This window comes from Erythrobacter sp. HKB08 (genome assembly GCF_004114695.1).
GTDB lineage: Bacteria > Pseudomonadota > Alphaproteobacteria > Sphingomonadales > Sphingomonadaceae > Parerythrobacter_A.
This window is the reverse complement of the sequence record NZ_CP035310.1, coordinates 16,389-34,303: the sequence shown is the minus strand read 5'-3', so window position 1 is coordinate 34,303 and position 17,915 is coordinate 16,389. Positions and strand designations below refer to the sequence as shown.

Here is a 17,915-nt window from a genome sequence, read left to right as displayed (position 1 = left end):
TCCTGCCCATGCGCATCGAGGCAACCATGAGGGCGCTCGCCGACCCGACGCGGCTGCGGATCATGCGGCTGCTCTCCGCCATGGAACTGGCGGTGGGCGAACTCGCGCAGGTGCTGGGGCAGAGCCAGCCGCGCGTTTCCCGCCACATCGGCATCCTGTGCGATGCCGGACTTGCCGAGCGGCACCGTGAAGGTAGCTGGGTCTTCCTGCGCGCGGCGACCGCTCGCGGCGACGACAGCCCGGTCGGCGAAGCGGTCGAGCGCCTGCTTGCCATAGCCGAGCGCGAAGACCCCGAATTCGCCACCGCCTGCGAGGAAGACCGCCGCAATCTCGCGACCATCCGGGCGGCACGCGAAACCAGTGCGGAGGCCTATTTCGCCCGCCATGCCGAGGACTGGGACGAGCTGCGCAAGCTCCACAGTCCCGATGGCAAGGTGGAGGAGCGCTTGTCCGAAGCGCTGGGCAAGGCCGACCTCGGTCAATTGCTCGATATCGGCACCGGTACGGGCCGCATGGCGGAACTCTTCGCCGACCGGACCGAGCGGATCGTGGCGCTCGACAAGAGTCTCGACATGCTGCGCGTCGCGCGCGCCAAGTTGCAGAACCTGCCGTCCGACGTGGTCGAACTGGTGCAGGGCGATTTCGCCTCGCTGCCTTTTGCAGCGCAGAGCTTCGACACCGTGCTGCTCCACCAGGTGCTGCATTTCGCGCAGGACCCCTCGGTCGCGCTGACTGAAGCGGCGCGTGTCACCCGGCCGGGCGGGCGCATCGCCATCGTCGATTTCGCCGCCCACGAGCGCGAGGAACTGCGCGAGCGTTTCGCCCATGCCCGGCTCGGTTTCACCGATGGTGCGATGGAAACCCTGCTGAGCGAAGCCGGCTACGAGCCGAAAGCTCCGATTGCCCTCGATGACGGAGAACTTGTTGTGAAGATCTGGCTCGGCACGCGAAAGGGCGCTGTCGAAAATCAGGCAGGAAGGACAATCGCGGGATGAACCCGACGCTCGACCAGATGCACGAGGCACGTACCGCGCTCGACAGTCCGCTGTTCGAAGGACTGCGCGGCGATATCGACGTGTCGTTCGAATTCTTCCCGCCCAAGACCGAGAAGATGGCGCAGACCCTGTGGGAAAGCGTCGATACGCTTGCGCCGCTGGGGCCGCGCTTCGTTTCGGTAACCTATGGCGCAGGCGGTTCGACCCGCGAGCGCACCCATGAACAGGTCGTGCGCATCCAGCAGGAAGCGGGCATTCCAGCCGCCGCCCACCTCACCTGCGTCGCCGCGACGAAGGAAGAGGTGAACGAGGTCGCGCGCCATTACTGGGATGAGGGTATCCGCCACATCGTCGCCCTGCGCGGCGATCCGCCCGATGGCGGCGGGCACTACACGCCGCATCCGGGCGGTTATGCCAATGCGGTCGAGCTGATCGCGGGCCTGAAGGAAGTCGCCCCGTTCGAAATCTCGGTCGCCGCCTATCCCGAAGTCCACCCGGATTCGCCCGATGCGCAGGCCGATCTCGACAATCTGAAACGCAAGTTCGATGCCGGTGCGACGCGAGCGATCACGCAGTTCTTCTTCGATCCGCAGTGCTTCTTCGAGTTCCGCGACAAGGCGGCGAAGGCCGGAATCGAGGGCGAGATCGTGCCGGGAATCATGCCGGTGATGAGCTTCGCAGCAGTCCAGCGCATGGCCGGGCTGTGCGGCACGGCGATCCCGCACTGGATGGAAGGCCTGTTCGACGGGCTCGACGAGCGGCCCGCCGCGCGCCAGCTGGTAAGCGCGACCATCGCCGCCGAGCTGTGCCGCCGGCTTTATGCAGGCGGGGTGCGCCAGTTCCACTTCTACACGCTGAACCGCGCGGAGCTGAGCTACGCGATCTGCCACATGCTCGGCATGCGCGCGAAGGAGCAGGCGGCATGAGCGTTCGCGAGAAACTCCAGGCCGAAGCTGCCAGGCGCATCCTGATCAAGGACGGCCCCTACGGTACCGAAATCCAGCGCGCGAAACTCGCGGCGGAGGACTATGCCGGGGACACGGGGCTGGAAGCCGACCAGAAGGGCAACAACGACCTCGTCAACCTGACCCAGCCGCAGGTCATCCGCCGCATCTGCGACAGCTACATCGCGGCCGGCGCCACCGTTCTTGCGACCAATACCTTCAATGCCAATCGCATCAGCCAGGCGGATTACGGTGCCGAAGCCCTCGTGCGCGCGATGAACGTCGCCGCGGCCAAGGTCATACGCCAAGCCTGCGACGAGGCTACGGCCGCGGACGGCGTGCCCCGCTTCGTGTGCGGCGCGATGGGGCCGACCAACAAGACCCTGTCGCTCAGCCCCAATGTCGAGGACCCGGGCTATCGCGAAGTCAGCTTCGACGAGATCGTCGACGTTTACCGCGAACAGGCCGCAGCGCTGATCGAAGGCGGCTGCGACACGATCCTGATCGAGACGGTGTTCGACACGCTCAATTGCAAGGCGGCGATCATGGCGGTCAAGCAGCTCGAGCGCGAGCTGGGGCAGGACATCCCGTTGATGATCTCGCTCACTCTCACCGACCTGTCGGGCCGCAACCTGTCGGGCCATACGGTCGAAGCATTCTGGTACACCGTGCGCCACGCCAAGCCGGTGACGATCGGGCTCAATTGCAGCTTCGGCGCGGACCAGCTGCGCCCGCATGTGCAATTGCTCTCCGACATCGCCGACACTCTGCTGATGGCCTATCCCAACGCGGGTCTGCCGAACGAGCTCGGCGAATATGACGAGCTTCCCGAAACCACCGCGACGCTGGTGCGTGTCTGGGCGGAAAATGGGCGCGCCAACATCCTCGGCGGATGCTGCGGCTCGACCCCCGACCACATCGCCGCCATGGCGACAGCGGTCGAGGGACTGCCCCCGCGCAAGATCCCGACGCTCGATGAAAACATGCGCCTCGCCGGCCTCGAACCCTTCACGATTGCAGCCTGATGCCTGACCTCACAACAGCCCGTTTCGTCAATATCGGCGAGCGAACCAATGTGACCGGCTCGGCCCGGTTCAAGAAGCTCATCATGGCGGACGACTATGCCACCGCCGTCGAGGTCGCGCGCCAGCAGGTCGAGAACGGCGCGCAGGTGATCGACGTCAACATGGACGAAGGCCTGCTCGACGCCGAGAAGGCGATGACGACCTTCCTCAAGCTGATCGCTGCCGAGCCGGACATCGCGCGCGTTCCGGTGATGATCGACAGTTCTAAGTGGGAGGTGATCGAGGCGGGGCTCAAATGCGTGTCGGGCAAGCCGATCGTCAATTCGATCAGCATGAAGGAAGGCGAAGAGCCGTTCCTCGAACAGGCGCGCAAATGCATGGACTATGGCGCTGCCGTGGTCGTGATGGCGTTCGACGAAACGGGGCAGGCGGACACGAAGGACCGCAAGGTCGAAATCTGCACCCGTGCCTACAATCTGCTGACCGGCATCGGCTTCCCGCCGGAAGACATCATCTTCGACCCCAACATCTTCGCCGTGGCGACGGGGATCGAGGAGCATGATCGCTACGGTCTCGATTTCATCGAGGCGGTGCGCGAGATCAAGGCGGCCTGCCCGCATGCGAAGACCAGCGGCGGCCTGTCGAACCTGTCCTTCAGCTTCCGCGGCATCGAGACGGTGCGCCGCGCGATGCACTCCGTCTTCCTCTACCACGCGATCCCCGCCGGGCTCGACATGGCGATCGTCAACGCGGGCCAGCTCGACGTTTACGACCAGATCGACCCGGCCCTGCGCGAGGCGTGCGAGGACGTGATCCTGATGCGTCGCGCTGATGCGACCGAGCGCTTGATCGCGCTTGCCGAGAGCTACAAGGGCCGCGATCCCAAGGCGGAAAAGGAAGCCGCCGAATGGCGCGGCTGGCCGGTCGCCAAGCGGCTCGAGCACGCGCTGGTGAAGGGTATCGACGCGCATGTCGTCGAGGACACCGAGGAGGCGCGCCAGGCGCTTGCCGACAGCGGAGGTCGCCCCATCGAGGTGATCGAAGGCCCGCTGATGGACGGCATGAACGTGGTCGGCGACCTGTTCGGCAGCGGCAAGATGTTCCTCCCGCAGGTGGTGAAATCCGCCCGCGTCATGAAGAAGGCCGTCGCCCACCTCATCCCCTTCATCGAGGCGGAGAAGGAGGAGGGCGCGAAGGCCAAGGGCCGGATCGTCATGGCGACCGTGAAGGGCGACGTGCACGATATCGGCAAGAACATCGTCGGCGTGGTCCTGCAGTGCAACGGCTACGAGGTGATCGACCTCGGCGTGATGGTGCCGTGGTCGACAATCTTGCAGACAGCCAAGGACGAGAACGCCGACATCATCGGCCTGTCTGGCCTGATCACCCCCTCGCTCGACGAGATGGTCACGGTCGCCGAGGAAATGCAGCGCGCGGGGCTCGACCTGCCGCTGCTGATCGGCGGGGCGACCACGAGCAAGGTGCACACCGCGCTCAAGATCGATCCTGCTTACGAGGGTCCGGTCATCCACGTGCTCGATGCGAGCCGAGCGGTCGGCGTCGCGAGCAGGCTGCTGTCGGATACGCAGAAGGACGAGTTCGTCACCACCACCGCCGCGGAATACGAGAAGGTGCGCGAGGCGCGCGAAGGCAAGGCGCAGAGCGTCCTGCTGACGCTAGAGGAAGCGCGTGCGAACTATTACGATGCCTATCTGAGCGACAAGCCCGCGCCCCCGCTCAAGCCCGGCCTCCACGTGTTCGACGACTGGTCGCTTGCCGACTTGCGCGAATACATCGACTGGACGCCGTTCTTCCGCGCCTGGGAACTGCACGGCAATTATCCCGCGATCCTCGACGACGAGGTGGTCGGCGACACGGCGCGCACGCTCAAGGACGATGCCGATGCGATGCTCGACCGCATCATCGGCGAGAAATGGCTTACGGCGCGCGGGGTTGCAGGCTTCTGGCCCTGCGCGCGCGACGGCGACGATGTCACCATCCATCTCGACGACAAGGAGGACCATGTCGTCCTTCCCTTCCTGCGCCAGCAGATCAAGAAGTCGCGCGACAGGGCGAACATGTGCCTTGCCGATTTCATCGATCCGGCAGGCGACTGGATCGGCGGTTTCGCGGTTGGCATCCACGGGATCGAGGAGCATTCGAAGCGCTTCCTCGCCGATAAGGACGATTATTCGGACATCCTCCTCAAATCGCTCGCCGACCGCTTCGCCGAAGCCTTTGCCGAGCGGCTGCACCAGCATGTCCGCACCGATTTGTGGGGCTATGCCCCGGCCGAACAGCTGACCAACGAGGCGCTGATCAAGGAACAGTATCGCGGTATCCGCCCGGCGCCTGGCTATCCGGCATGCCCCGATCACTCGCTCAAGCCGATCCTGTTCGACCTGCTCGACGCGCCCGCCAATGCCGGGCTCGAACTGACCGAGAACTTCGCCATGCTGCCGACCGCGGCGGTAAGCGGGTTCTATTTCGGCCATCCGGAGAGCCAGTATTTCGGCGTCGCTCGCATCGGCCGCGACCAGCTTGAGGATTATGCCGCGCGCTGCGGGGTCGATCTTGCTACGGCGGAGCGATGGCTCAGGCCCAATCTCGACTGAACTCCGTCCAGCCGACGCTGCGGCATAGCTCGCGGCTGAGCATCATTGGCGGCGTGGTGCTCGCGGCTGTTTATGCCGCCTGCTGGTGGCTGGTCGATACCGATGCATCGCTGCTCGAGGCCTTGTGGTTCCTGCCCGGTGTCGGAGTGATCGGCGCAATCATCGCCAATGCGAGCGGAACGGGCGGCGGCGTGGTGTTCGTTCCTGTCTTCAACGCGCTGCGCGATCTCGGCGTCATGTCGCTCGACCCGTTGCAGGTGGTCGCCGTGTCGATGGGTATCCAGTCTTTCGGGATGAGCCTCGGCGCGCTTCGCTGGACCGACCGGCTCTATCACCAGCATGATCCGGGCAGGCTGGAGGCGCGCGCCGTCCCGCGTGACTATTGGCTGGTGTGTGCCCTGGTGCTGGCACTCTCGCTTCCGGCGCTCCTTACGACGCAGCGGCTGGTTCCATTCGACGGGCAGGCGGTACTGCTTGGATACAAGACCTTCTCGATCCTGCTGGGCCTGGCGCTGATCGTCGCGACCTGGACGTTCAATCGCGCGATCCCCGAACGCGAGCGCCTCGCCCCGGTCGACCTTGCGATGCTCGCGCTCATCGCCATCCCGGGCGGAGCGCTCACTGCGCTGTTCTCGGTCGGCATAGGCGAACTCGTCGCCTTCTACCTGTTCCTGCGTCACTATCCGGTGGTGCTGTGCGTCGGCACGGCCTGCGTGATCTCGGCCGCGAGCGTCATTGCGGGACTCGCCTGGCATATCGGGCAAGGGACGGTGCAATGGGAAGTGGTGCTGCTCGCTGCCCCCGGCGCGATGCTGGGGGCCTTCCTCGCCCGCCCGATCGCGCTGTGGCTGGGCGCGCGCAAGCTCAAGACTGCGGGCGGCGCGTGGATCATGCTCTCGGCGCTCTATCTCCTGTGGCTGAATCGCGGCTAGCGCTTGCTTGGCGATTGACGGGCCGCACGCAATCGCGCAGGGCATCAGGCGTCTTCTGCAGGAGCGATTCTGCAGGCGGACGAGCGGGAGAGTTCGCAATCGCGGGCAGCGATGCGGCGCCGAAGGAGCAACCGCCCCGGAAACTCTCAGGCACACGGGACCGCTCGTACCTTGGACACTCTGGAAAGCGCCGCGCCTGGTCGTGGCCACCGAAGGGGTAAGCCTGCCCATTCGCGGGCCAAGCTCTCAGGTTTCCTGACAGAGGGGGCATGGCACGCAGCTTCGCCGGGAAGCGTGCGGCCACCTGTCAGGGACCGTGCATGAGCGACGAAGCGATCGATAATTCCGAAGTAGAGAACGAAACGCCGGGCGAACTGCCTTTGGGCGACTGGCACCGCGCGCAGGGTGCGCGGATGGTTCCCTTCGCCGGCTACATGATGCCGATCCAGTATGCCAAGGAAGCGGGCGGAGGCATCGTAGCCGAGCACGAGTGGACCCGCAATTCCGCCTCGCTGTTCGACGTCAGCCACATGGGCCAGCTCATGATCACCGGCGAGGGTGCTGCCGAAGCGCTCGAAGCCCTGGTGCCGGGCGCGATCTCCAGCCTGAAGCCGGGGCGCGTGCGTTATACGCTGCTGCTCAACGAGGATGGCGGGGTGATCGACGACCTGATGGTCACCAATGCGACCGAGTGGATCGAAGGCGACGAAGAGGCCGGGACCGAAGGCCACTGGGGCGAGCCGGCCTATTATCTCGTCGTCAACGGCGCGACCAAGTGGGACGACATCGGCCATTTGCGCGAGCATCTGCCCGACGAAATCACCATGACGCATCTCGACGAGCAGGCGCTCATCGCGCTGCAGGGTCCGAAGGCGGCGCAGGCGCTGGCCCGCGTCATGCGCGGCGTGCCCGACAGCCTCGTTTTCATGCAGTCGATGACCTACGATTTCGGCGAATGGCCGCTGCGCATCACCCGCGCAGGCTATACCGGCGAGGACGGGTTCGAAATTTCGGTCCCTGCCGAATTCGCCCAATCGCTGGCCGACCGCCTGATGGCGGAAATCGAAATCCGCCCGGCGGGCCTCGGCGCGCGCGACAGCCTGCGGCTCGAAGCGGGCCTGCCGCTCTACGGCCACGACCTCGATACCGAGACCGATCCGGTGAGCGCTGACCTGACCTTCGCCCTCACCAAGAAGCGCCGCGAAACCGGCGGCTGGATGGGCCACGCGGCCTGTGCTGCGAAACTGAGCGAAGGTTGCGCCTCGCGCCGCGTCGGCCTCGTCCTCGATGGGCGCCTTCCGGCACGCGAAGGCGCGCTGGTCTTCTCCGGCGATACCGAAGTTGGCCGCGTCACCAGCGGCGGTTTCTCGCCCACGCTCGGCCACCCGATCGCCATGGCCTATGTCGGCAGCGACTACGTGGCCGAGGGTACCGAGCTCGAAATCGAAGTTCGCAACAAACGCCTGCCTGCGCGCGTTGCACCAATGCCTTTTGTCCCGCATCGCTATTACCGAGGGAGTTGATCGATGGCCCGTTACTTCACCGACGAACATGAATGGATCGATGTCGAGGGCGACCTCGCGACGGTCGGCATCACCGACTACGCGCAGGAACAGCTGGGCGACATCGTCTTCGTCGAACTGCCCGAAGTCGGCACCGTGCTCGAAGCGGGCAAGGATGCTGCCGTGGTGGAGAGCGTCAAGGCAGCCAGCGACGTCTACGCCCCGATCGGCGGCGAGGTGATGGAAGTGAACGACTCGCTCGAAGAAGATCCCGCCCTCGTGAATTCCTCGCCCGAGGAAGACGGCTGGTTCTTCAAGCTGACCATCGCCGACAAATCCGAGCTCGAAGGGCTGATGGACGACAAGGCTTACAAGGCGTTCGTCGACGGGCTCTGATCCCGCTCGGCGCATCGAGGATAGAACATGCGCTACCTACCCCTGACCGATACCGACCGCGGCGAAATGCTGGCCAAGGTCGGCGCCGCAAATATAGACGACCTGTTCGTCGACGTTCCCGAAGAAGCGCGGCTCAAAGGGCCGATCGAGGGCCTGCCGCTCCATGCGAGCGAAATGGCGGTCGAGAAGCACATGCGCCGCCTGTCGAAAAAGAACCTCGCGGCGGCGGACGCGGCATTCTTCCTCGGGGCGGGGGCCTATCGCCATCATGTCCCGGCGAGCGTCGATCACATCATCCAGCGCGGCGAGTTCCTGACCGCCTACACGCCCTACCAGCCGGAAATCGCGCAGGGCACGCTGCAGATGCTGTTCGAGTTCCAGACGCAGGTCGCAAGGCTCTATGGCTGCGCGGTCGCCAATGCGTCGATGTACGACGGCTCCACCGCGTGCTGGGAAGCGGTCGCGATGGCGAGCCGCATTGCCCGCGGAAAACGCAAGAAGGTCGTCCTCTCCGGTGCGCTGCACCCGCATTACGCCGAGGTCGTGAAGACCATGGCGAAGTTCACCGACGACGAAATCGCCAGCGCGAAACCGGCGATCCAGGCCAAGCCCGACAATGCCGGGCTGATCGCGCGGATCGACGAGAACACGAGCTGCGTTGTGGTGCAGTATCCCGATATCCTCGGGCGCATCCCCGACCTCGCCGAAATCGCCGAGGCCGCGCATGAGAAGGGCGCGCTGCTGATCGCGGTCAACACCGAGCCGGTAGCCCTCGGTGCAATCAAGTCGCCGGGCGAGCTGGGCGCGGATATCGTCGTCGGCGAAGGCCAGGCGCTCGGCGTCGGTCTCCAGTTCGGCGGCCCGCACCTCGGCCTGTTCGCCGTGCGCGACGAAAAGCACGTACGCCAGATGCCGGGCCGCCTGTGCGGCGAGACGGTCGATGCGGAGGGCAAGCGCGGTTTCGTCCTGACGCTTTCGACCCGTGAACAGCACATCCGCCGCGAGAAGGCGACGTCGAACATCTGTACCAATTCCGGGCTGTGCGCGCTCGCCTTCAACGTCCACATGACGCTGCTCGGCGAGAAGGGCCTGCGCAGGCTCGCGGCGGAAAACCACCGCCTTGCCTGCCTCACTGCCGACCGGCTGGCGAAGGTGCCGGGGGTGACGATCCTCAACGACACATTCTTCAACGAATTCACCATTCGCCTCGGCACCGATGCGCGGCAGGTCGTGCGCGACCTTGCCGACAATGGCGTGCTCGCAGGCGTATCGCTCGGCCGCCTCTATCCGCAGGTCGAGGAATTCGCCGACAGCCTGCTCGTCGCGGTGACCGAGACGACGAGCGAGGAAGACATCGAAACGCTTGCCTCGGCGCTTGAGGAGAAGCTGGCATGAACGCGCCCAACAAGTCCGGCTGGAAGCCCGAGATGAACCCGGCGGAAGACGGCATGCACAATGGCCCGGCGACCGTCACCGGCAACCGTGCGCTGATGCTCGAAGAACCGCTGCTGTTCGAGATCGGCCATGCCGAAACCACCGGCGTCGACCTGCCCGAACCTCCCGCCGATGCGCCGAACCGGCTAGGCGGGTTCGACCGCGCAGAACCGATCGGCCTCGTCGGCCTGACCGAACCGGAAACGGTGCGCCACTACACGCGCCTGTCGCGCCAGAACTACGCCATCGACCTCGGCCTTTTCCCGCTGGGAAGCTGCACGATGAAGCACAACCCGCGCCTCAACGAGAAGGTCGCGCGCATGCCGGGCTTTGCCGACGTGCACCCGCTGCAGCCGCAGTCGACCATTCGCGGCGCGCTCGAAGTGATCAACGAACTCGCGCACTGGCTGATCGAGCTGACCGGCATGGAAGGCGTCGCGATGAGCCCGAAGGCGGGTGCGCATGGCGAGCTGTGCGGTATCCTGTGCATCCGTGCAGCGCTCGAAGCGCGCGGCGATGCGCGCAAGGTCGTGCTCGTTCCCGAAAGCGCGCATGGCACCAACCCCGCCACCGCGGCCTTCGCCGGCTACGAGGTCGAGGATATTCCCGCGACCGAGGACGGCAGGGTCGATCTCGCGGCGCTCAAAGAGCGGCTTGGCCCGGACGTAGCGGCGGTGATGATCACCAATCCGAACACCTGCGGGCTGTTCGAGCGCGACATGAAGGCGATTTCCGATGCAGTCCACGAGGCCGGCGGCTTCGTCTATTGCGACGGTGCGAACTTCAACGCGATCGTCGGCAAGGTGCGCCCGGGCGACCTCGGCGTCGATGCGATGCACATCAACCTGCACAAGACCTTCTCGACCCCGCATGGCGGCGGCGGCCCAGGCTCGGGCCCGGTGGTGCTGTCGGAAGCGCTGTGTCCCTACGGCCCGCTGCCTTTCACTGCGCGGATGAAGGACGGCAGCGTCCAGCTGGTCGAGGAAGAGAATGCCGCAGAATTCGGCCATACCGATGCCTTCGGCCGTATGACCGCGTTCCACGGGCAGATGGGCATGTTCACTCGCGCGCTGACCTATATCCTCAGCCACGGCGCGGACGGCCTCAAGCAGGTCGCCGAGGATGCAGTGCTCAATGCGAACTACGTGCTGCGCAGTCTCGAGGATATCCTCCACGCGCCCTACGCGGCGAGCGGGCCCTGCATGCACGAGGCGCTGTTCGGCGACAAAGGTTTCGAGAACGGGCTTTCGACACTCGACCTCGCCAAGGGGATGATCGACGAAGGCTACCACCCGATGACGGTCTATTTCCCGCTGGTGGTCCACGGCGCAATGCTGGTCGAACCGACCGAGACCGAAAGCAAGGCGGCGCTCGACGAGTTCATCGCGGCCTTCCGCAATGTTGCGGAACGCGCGAAGGGCGGTGACGAAGCGCTCAAGCAGGCGCCCTACTACGCGCCGCGCCGCCGTCTCGACGAGACGCAGGCCGCGCGCAAGCCGGTGCTCGCGTGGAGCGATCCGAACATGGCCTGACAGCCCGGTGATCGGGCAAGCAGGCTTGCAATGACAAGCCCGCTTGCCCACAACGCCGCATAAGCAAAGCAAAAAACGGGGCGCGCAATTCCGCGGGGAGGGCGGATTTGAGCGAGGAAACACGCGAGAGCTTCATCAAGCGCGGCTGGCGCAACGTGCGCGAGGCGGGGCCGAACCGCCTAGGCCTTGCCGTGCTGCTCGTCGGTATCGCCCTCCTGCTCGCGCGCTTCAGCTGGTTCGTACCGATCCTGCAGGACGCCGAAGCCGGCTTCTACGACCTGCGCGCCTATCTCGTTGCCGATGCCAAGGAAGTCGAGCCGGACGACCGGATCGTCCTGCTGGTCTATGACGAACAGACGCTGATCCAGGCGCAGAAACGCCAGCCGCTCGACCGCGGGATCCTGGCTGCAGCCCTGCGCAATCTCGACCAGCTGGGCGCAAAGGCGGTCGGCATCGATATCCTGTTCGACCAGCCCCAGGCAGAGGACGACGAGCTTGTCGAAACCCTGCGCTCGATGGAGACGCCGGTTTCGGTCGCCTATGTCCTGCAGGAAGCGAACGAGGGCGATATCGTCTGGGAGCAGCAGCAGTATCTCGAAGAGTTCATGTCGCGTCTCGAAGGGAGCGACGCGGTCGCGGCTAGCATCCAGCTCGACAACGAACTCGGCGTGACGCGCCTGTTCCCGCAGCCCGACGAGCGCCTGCCCCCGACCCTGACCCGCGCCATGCTGGCCGGTGCGGGCGAGGGGGATGCGACGCTACCCGGCTATGCGGGCGCGATCCGCTATCGCCTCTCTGCGCGCAGCGGGCAGGACGACTTTGCCGACGATGGGCAAGGCAATGTGTCCGAAACGCTCTTCCCGATGATCCCGATCGATACGCTGGCAGACGAGGAAATCTTCGCGATCCCGGAAGTGCAGGATGAGCTGCGACCGTTGTTCGAAGGCAAATACGTCCTCATCGGCGGCAATCTCGTCGACGTCGACCGGGTGACGACGACCATGACGGAAGGCACGGGCATCCAGCCGCCCGGATTGCAGGTGCATGCGGAAATGCTCGCCCAGATGCTCGACGGCGAGGCGCTGGAAAAACCGTTGTCGATCACGCTGTGGGCCTTCGCCATCCTGTTCGTGACCATGGCGGTACTGACCGGGCTGCTCGAATGGGGTAACTGGCGCATTTACGTGATCCTCGCAGTGCAGTTTGCCGTGATGCTCGGCGTGCCCTTCGTGATGCATGCGCGCGGCGTCGATACTTACGAGCTTCCGGCCGCAGGCTGGCTTGCCGGGTGGATCGTCGCCTTCACCGCGATCACTTCGACCGCGCGCGCGGCAGGCGCGGTGCAGCGCAATTTCGCGCAAGGCGCGCTCGGCAAATACCTGCCGCGCGAGATGGCGAAGGAGATCATCGACAATCCCAAGCTGCTCTCGCTGCACGGGGAGAAGAAAGCGATCTACGTCCTCTTCTCCGACCTCGAAGGCTTCACCAAGATGAGCCACGCGCTCGAGCCGGAGATGGTCGCCAAGCTGCTCAACCGGTATCTCGAAATGCTCAGCCAGGTCGTGCTCGACCACGGCGGGGTGATCGACAAGTTCGTCGGCGATGCGGTTGTCGCTTTCTGGGGCGCACCGATCGCGCGCGAGGACGATGCGGAGCGCGCGGCCAAGGCAGGATACGCGCTGTGGCAGGCGGGCGAGGCTTTCCGGCGCGAGGTCGCGAGGATGGACCCGAACCTGCCGAAGATCGGCAAGACCCGCGTCGGGCTTCACTACGGCGATGCGGTCGTCGGCAATTTCGGCGGCGACACGCGCATCCAGTACACTGCGCTCGGCGACAGCATGAATACCGCGGCTCGGCTCGAAGCGGCCAACAAGGCGCTCGAATCCAGCGTCATGGCGAGCCGAGAGTTTGCCGAACTGTCCGGCATCGACTGGTGGCGACCGATGGGCAGAGTAGTGCTGCGCGGACGGGCGCGCCCGGTCGATATCATGGAGCCGGCCCCGGATTTCCCGGAGGAGGACCGCAAGATATTGGCCGAGGCCATGATATTGTCGGAAAAGAACAATACCGAAGCGGTCACATTGGTAGAACAGGTCGCAGCACGGCATCCGGCCGATACGGCCTTGCACAACCTGCTGCACCGGATGCGCAACTTGGGTGAGGGAAATGCCTATGTTCTCGGCTAAATCACTTCGCAAGGCGATCGCATTGGCGGGCGGCGCGCTCGCGCTGTCGCTGGCAGGCGGCGCGCAGGCAGGCGTCGTCGTCAAGTCGAGCGGCCCGTCGGCTTCGAAATACCCCGTCGGCAAGAAGCTCGACGATGCAGGCACGGTTACGCTGGAAGAGGGCGACACGCTGACGATCCTCGCCGATGGCGGCACGCGGGTCATTCGCGGACCCGGTACGCACCGTGTCGCGGCGCGCGGTACCAGCCGCCGCTCGACCTTCGCACGGCTGACCAGCCAGCGCTCGCGCAGCCGCGTGCGCACCGGGGCGACGCGCGCTCCGACTGGAACCGCCAGCCCGACGAGCAGCAATCTGTGGTATGTCGACGTTTCGAAATCGGGAACGATGTGCGTGCCGAGCCTGTCCGACGTCCAGCTGTTCCGTCCGGGCGGCGACCAGGCCTCGACCTATATGATCTCGAGCACCACCACGCCCGAGCACCTGCATGTGACCTTCGCCAAGGACCAGTCGCTCGCCGGGTGGGATGCCGAGCGCATGCCGTTCTCCGAAGATGCCGAATACGTCATCACCGGTCCGACCGGCGAGGCGCAGACGATCACTTTCAGGACGCTGGCCGAACCGGCCGATACGCCGGAGGGTCTTGCCGAGCAGCTGATCGAGAAAGGCTGCATGGCGCAATTGGACCTCCTCGCGGAGAAAATGATATGATAGTGTCTGATTTCAGGCACTAGCCGAACCGGGTCGCGGACCCCTGCGAGACACGCCACGAAGGCGGCAGCAGGCGGACAACTGGGACTAGCCCGAGGGGGCTTTCGCCAGCATCGTGTGGGATGCAGGCGGAGGGGAGGCTGATGGACGTGAATGCCGCGAATGCGTTTGCCGGGTGCCGTGGGATGCAGGCCGTCCCGCCTGCTCCGCACAAAGAATCTGACCCCAGGGGCTTGAAGCTGACCCATGGTCGCATAGACTGCGCGGCCGGGGGGACAGTTCTGTGATGGGGTTCGGGGGAACACGCATTGTCACGGCCGCGCTGCCGATCGCAGCTGGCATTGCTCTCATTATCGCCGGTGGTTCGCGCGCCGATGCGCAGGCTAGCGGGCCGCGCCTCGAAGGGGTTGCGACCTGCGCGGGATCGACCTGCCACGGCCGTGCGGAAGGCAATGGCGAAGTCGTCCGGCAGGATGAAATCGCGACCTGGCAGGAACCCTCCTCGGCCAGCGGCGCGCACAGCCGGGCTTACGCGGTGCTCGCCAGCCCGCGCGGCAAGCAGATCGCCGCGAGCCTCGGCCTCGGTCCGGCAACGCAGGCGCCGGCCTGCCTCGGCTGCCACGCGACTTACGAGCCGGGCATTCCCAAGGGCCCGCGTTTCCAGATTTCCGACGGCGTCGGCTGCGAGACCTGCCATGGCCCCGCCGCGACGTGGCTCGCGCTGCACTATGCGAAACCGGCGACCCATGCCTCCAATGTCGCTAACGGCCTGACCCCGCTGGAGCGCCCGCAGGTGCGCGCCAATGTCTGTCTCGATTGCCACTTCGGCAGCACCGACACCGGCCAGTTCGTCACCCACGGCATGATGGCCGCCGGGCATCCGCGCGTTTCCTTCGAGCTCGACCTCTTCTCCGCGCTCCAGCAGCATCACGACGAGGACGCCGACTACCTCGCGCGCAAGCCGCGCACCGACAGCGTGCGCCTTTGGGCAGTAGGCCAGGCGGAAGCGGTCGCGCGCTCGACCGATCTTTTCGCCCGGCCGCAATTCGGCATGAAGGGCGTCTTCCCGCAGTACTACTTCTACGACTGCCACAGCTGCCACCGCCCGATCACCGACGGGCCGCAGGCGCGCCGCACGTTCGAGACGAACCCGGGCCGCCCGATCCCCTTCGGCATGGCGCCCTACAACGACGAGAACATCATCATGCTCTCCGCCGTGTCTCGCACGCTCGCACCGGGCCGCGCTTCGGCTTTCGATGCCGCGAGCAAGGAATTCCACCGCGCAATGGGCGAAGGTCGCGGCGAAGCGGTTCGCGCAGCGCAGAAGCTGCGCGGTGAAGCCGCGGCCCTGTCTGACGCACTGGCGGCGCGTTCCTATTCGAACAACGATGCTTTCGCGGTGGTGCAGATGATTGCCAACGAAGCGACCTCGCCGCGCTTCACCGACTACACCGGCTCGGCGCAGGCAGTCATGGCGATCGACACGCTGCTCAACTCGCTGGTGCGCGAGGGCCGCATCACGGTCGGCGCGGCGGCCGGTATCCGGGCGGATATCAACACCGCCTATGCCGCCGTGCGCAGCCCCGAGACCTATCGTCCGGCGCAGTTCCGCGCCTCGCTCGGGCGAGCGGCCGGTGCGATCGGGAGACTGAAATAATATGCGGCGTGGGGGACCTCTCGCCTGCATGACTGCAGCGATTGCGCTGGCGCTCGCCGGTTGCGGTGGGGATGGCGGCAGCGCGCCCCCGCCGACCGGCGGCACGCCCGCGCCGAGCCCGACACCACCGCCGCAAGGCCGGTTGTTCGCCGATCCGGCGCTCGAATCCTTGTCCGTTGCCGACGTGCAGCAGGTCGTTGCGCAGGCGGCGGGCGAGGCGAATGCGCGCGGCCTGCCCTCGACCATCGCGGTGGTCGACCGGGTGGGCAATGTGCTCGCCGTGTTCGAGATGACCGGCGCTCCGACGACGACGCAGGTCAGCCGCACGACCATCGGCGGACAGGCTCCGCAAGGCGGCGAAAAAGGGCTGCAAGGCGTCGACGTCCCCTCGACCACTGCGGCCATCGCGAAAGCGATCACCGGCGCATATCTGTCGAGCGGCGGCAATGCGTTTTCCAGCCGCACGGCAAGCCAGATCGTGCAGGAACACTTCCCGCCCGCGCCAAGCACGGTGGGTCTTGAAAGCGGGCCGCTGTTCGGCGTGCAGTTCAGCCAGCTGCCGTGCTCCGACCTGTCGGCACGGTTCAACGGCAATGTCGGCAACGGTGCCTTCATCGGTCCCAAGCGCTCGCCGCTTGGGCTCGCAGCCGACCCGGGCGGCTTCCCGCTCTACAAGAACGGTGTCGTCGTGGGCGGCATCGGCGTGGTCGGCGACGGTGACTACGGCCTCGACACAAATATCCTCGATGTCGATGTCGACGACGAGGAAGCGATCGCGCTCGCGGGCATCCAGGGATTTGCGCCGCCTCCCGAAATTACCGCCAACCGGATCACCGTCGATGGCACATCGCTGCGCTTCACCGACATGACGGTGAGCGACCTTTCGCCGTTGCAGACGAGCTTCGGCGCGGTGAATGGTCCGCTCGGCATGCTTCGCGCGGTGACGGGTTACTTCGACGGCACGCTCCGCTCGGGGATCGCCTACGGAACCGAGGCGTCGGGCGTACGCCGCTCGACGGCGGCGGAATTCAGCCTGCCGGACGCCTATGTGCTGACCGACGGCGCGGGTAATGGCCGCTATCCGGTGCGCGGTGGCACCGATGGCGCGAGCGTCGGACAACCGCTGTCGGCCGCCGAGGCACGCGCGGTGCTCGAAGAAGCCTTCACCATCCTCAGCCGGTCCCGCGCGCAGATCCGCCGTCCGCTCGACAGCCGCATGCAGGCGACGATCAGCCTGGTAGATACCAATGGCGAGATTCTCGGCATCGTACGCTCGCCCGACGGGCCGATGTTCGGCACGGATGTATCGCTGCAAAAGGCGCGCACGGCTGCGTTCTTCTCCAACCCGGTCGCCGCCAATGAAATGCTCGCTGCACCGGCAGCAGCGCCCTACGTCCAGCGCGCCCGGACCTTCCTCAATGATCCGAATGCGCTGACGGGGAATTTCGCCTTCGCCGACCGGTCGGGCGGTAACCTGTCGCGGCCCTACTTCCCCGATGGCGAGGTCGGGCGACCGCCGGGTCCGTTCTCGGTCGAGCAGAGCTCGCAATTCAGCCCGTTCGCAGTCGGTTTGCAGACCGATCTCGTGTTTAACAACATCGTCCAGCATGTCGGCTTCGTACTCGGCGCCAATCCGGACACCGCCATCGGCTGCACCGGCCTTCCGGCATCGCCTGCCGGCCGCCCGCGCGTTGCCAACGGCATCCAGATCTTCCCCGGCTCGGTGCCGATATACCGCGGCAACCAGCTTGTCGGCGGGATCGGCGTTTCGGGCGACGGGATCGATCAGGACGACATGGTCAGCTTCCTCGGTGCGCATAATGCCGGACTGCGGGTCGGCGGCATCGGCAATGCGCCGAAGGACATTCGCGCCGATCGCATCCTCGTGAGCGTCGGGAGCCGCCAGGTCCGCCTGCGCTACGTCAACTGTCCCTTCGCGCCGTTCCTCGACACGGCCGACCAGAACGTCTGCGAGGGCCTGTAGAGCG

Annotated in this window: 13 protein-coding genes and 1 riboswitch; all 13 genes read left to right on the top strand. The window is 65.8% G+C overall.

The window, feature by feature from the left end; genetic code table 11:
• Nucleotides 1-8: 8 nt before the first annotated feature.
• The 13 genes from EO245_RS00115 to EO245_RS00055 all read left to right on the top strand — a co-directional run bounded on the left by EO245_RS00115 (nt 9) and on the right by EO245_RS00055 (nt 17,911).
• Complete coding sequence (locus EO245_RS00115) at nt 9-995, top strand: metalloregulator ArsR/SmtB family transcription factor (RefSeq protein ID WP_128891028.1); 987 nt, start codon at nt 9-11, stop codon at nt 993-995.
• Nucleotides 992-1,921 (top strand): methylenetetrahydrofolate reductase, encoded by a 930-nt coding sequence (gene metF, locus EO245_RS00110; protein WP_128891027.1) that lies wholly within the window; start codon nt 992-994, stop codon nt 1,919-1,921. Before EO245_RS00115 ends, metF begins: the two co-directional genes overlap by 4 nt.
• Nucleotides 1,918-2,964 carry a homocysteine S-methyltransferase family protein gene (locus tag EO245_RS00105; protein WP_128891026.1) on the top strand — a complete coding sequence of 349 codons (1,047 nt, stop codon included), beginning with the start codon at nt 1,918-1,920 and terminating at the stop codon, nt 2,962-2,964. Before metF ends, EO245_RS00105 begins: the two co-directional genes overlap by 4 nt.
• On the top strand, nt 2,964-5,579 hold the full coding sequence (metH, locus tag EO245_RS00100; protein ID WP_128891025.1) for a methionine synthase: 2,616 nt from the start codon (nt 2,964-2,966) through the stop codon (nt 5,577-5,579). The genes EO245_RS00105 and metH overlap by 1 nt, the downstream gene beginning before the upstream one ends.
• Nucleotides 5,555-6,511, top strand: coding sequence for a sulfite exporter TauE/SafE family protein (locus EO245_RS00095; RefSeq protein ID WP_128891024.1), 957 nt, complete (start codon nt 5,555-5,557; stop codon nt 6,509-6,511). Before metH ends, EO245_RS00095 begins: the two co-directional genes overlap by 25 nt.
• A 74-nt stretch (nt 6,512-6,585) precedes the next feature.
• Nucleotides 6,586-6,684: riboswitch (glycine riboswitch) on the top strand.
• A 147-nt stretch (nt 6,685-6,831) separates the two neighbouring features.
• A complete protein-coding gene (gene gcvT / locus EO245_RS00090) occupies nt 6,832-8,034 on the top strand; it encodes a glycine cleavage system aminomethyltransferase GcvT (protein ID WP_128891023.1) in 1,203 nt (400 codons plus the stop codon).
• Between the two features lie 3 nt (nt 8,035-8,037).
• A complete protein-coding gene (gene gcvH, locus EO245_RS00085; protein ID WP_128891022.1) occupies nt 8,038-8,409 on the top strand; it encodes a glycine cleavage system protein GcvH in 372 nt (123 codons plus the stop codon).
• 27 nt (nt 8,410-8,436) lie between these two features.
• On the top strand, nt 8,437-9,804 hold the full coding sequence (gene gcvPA, locus EO245_RS00080; protein ID WP_128891021.1) for an aminomethyl-transferring glycine dehydrogenase subunit GcvPA: 1,368 nt from the start codon (nt 8,437-8,439) through the stop codon (nt 9,802-9,804).
• Nucleotides 9,801-11,375 (top strand): aminomethyl-transferring glycine dehydrogenase subunit GcvPB, encoded by a 1,575-nt coding sequence (gene gcvPB, locus EO245_RS00075; RefSeq protein WP_128891020.1) that lies wholly within the window; start codon nt 9,801-9,803, stop codon nt 11,373-11,375. The genes gcvPA and gcvPB overlap by 4 nt, the downstream gene beginning before the upstream one ends.
• Before the next feature lie 107 nt (nt 11,376-11,482).
• Entirely contained in the window at nt 11,483-13,561 is a 2,079-nt protein-coding gene (locus EO245_RS00070; protein ID WP_128891019.1) for an adenylate/guanylate cyclase domain-containing protein, read from the top strand.
• Nucleotides 13,548-14,270 (top strand): hypothetical protein, encoded by a 723-nt coding sequence (locus tag EO245_RS00065; protein ID WP_128891018.1) that lies wholly within the window; start codon nt 13,548-13,550, stop codon nt 14,268-14,270. Before EO245_RS00070 ends, EO245_RS00065 begins: the two co-directional genes overlap by 14 nt.
• A 286-nt stretch (nt 14,271-14,556) precedes the next feature.
• A complete protein-coding gene (locus EO245_RS00060) occupies nt 14,557-15,927 on the top strand; it encodes a multiheme c-type cytochrome (RefSeq protein ID WP_128891017.1) in 1,371 nt (456 codons plus the stop codon).
• Between the two features lie 28 nt (nt 15,928-15,955).
• Nucleotides 15,956-17,911 carry a heme-binding protein gene (locus EO245_RS00055; RefSeq protein WP_234026906.1) on the top strand — a complete coding sequence of 652 codons (1,956 nt, stop codon included), beginning with the start codon at nt 15,956-15,958 and terminating at the stop codon, nt 17,909-17,911.
• Nucleotides 17,912-17,915: the final 4 nt, after the last annotated feature.

Excerpts from the sequence above, each read along its gene's own strand:
- EO245_RS00115 (WP_128891028.1), top strand. The coding sequence starts at position 9 with ATGCGCATCGAGGCAACCATGAGGGCGCTCGCCGACCCGACGCGGCTG.
- metF (WP_128891027.1), top strand. The coding sequence starts at position 992 with ATGAACCCGACGCTCGACCAGATGCACGAGGCACGTACCGCGCTCGAC.
- EO245_RS00105 (WP_128891026.1), top strand. The coding sequence starts at position 1,918 with ATGAGCGTTCGCGAGAAACTCCAGGCCGAAGCTGCCAGGCGCATCCTG.
- metH (WP_128891025.1), top strand. The coding sequence starts at position 2,964 with ATGCCTGACCTCACAACAGCCCGTTTCGTCAATATCGGCGAGCGAACC.
- EO245_RS00095 (WP_128891024.1), top strand. The coding sequence starts at position 5,555 with ATGGCTCAGGCCCAATCTCGACTGAACTCCGTCCAGCCGACGCTGCGG.
- gcvT (WP_128891023.1), top strand. The coding sequence starts at position 6,832 with ATGAGCGACGAAGCGATCGATAATTCCGAAGTAGAGAACGAAACGCCG.
- gcvH (WP_128891022.1), top strand. The coding sequence starts at position 8,038 with ATGGCCCGTTACTTCACCGACGAACATGAATGGATCGATGTCGAGGGC.
- gcvPA (WP_128891021.1), top strand. The coding sequence starts at position 8,437 with ATGCGCTACCTACCCCTGACCGATACCGACCGCGGCGAAATGCTGGCC.
- gcvPB (WP_128891020.1), top strand. The coding sequence starts at position 9,801 with ATGAACGCGCCCAACAAGTCCGGCTGGAAGCCCGAGATGAACCCGGCG.
- EO245_RS00065 (WP_128891018.1), top strand. The coding sequence starts at position 13,548 with ATGTTCTCGGCTAAATCACTTCGCAAGGCGATCGCATTGGCGGGCGGC.
- EO245_RS00060 (WP_128891017.1), top strand. The coding sequence starts at position 14,557 with ATGGGGTTCGGGGGAACACGCATTGTCACGGCCGCGCTGCCGATCGCA.
- EO245_RS00055 (WP_234026906.1), top strand. The coding sequence starts at position 15,956 with ATGACTGCAGCGATTGCGCTGGCGCTCGCCGGTTGCGGTGGGGATGGC.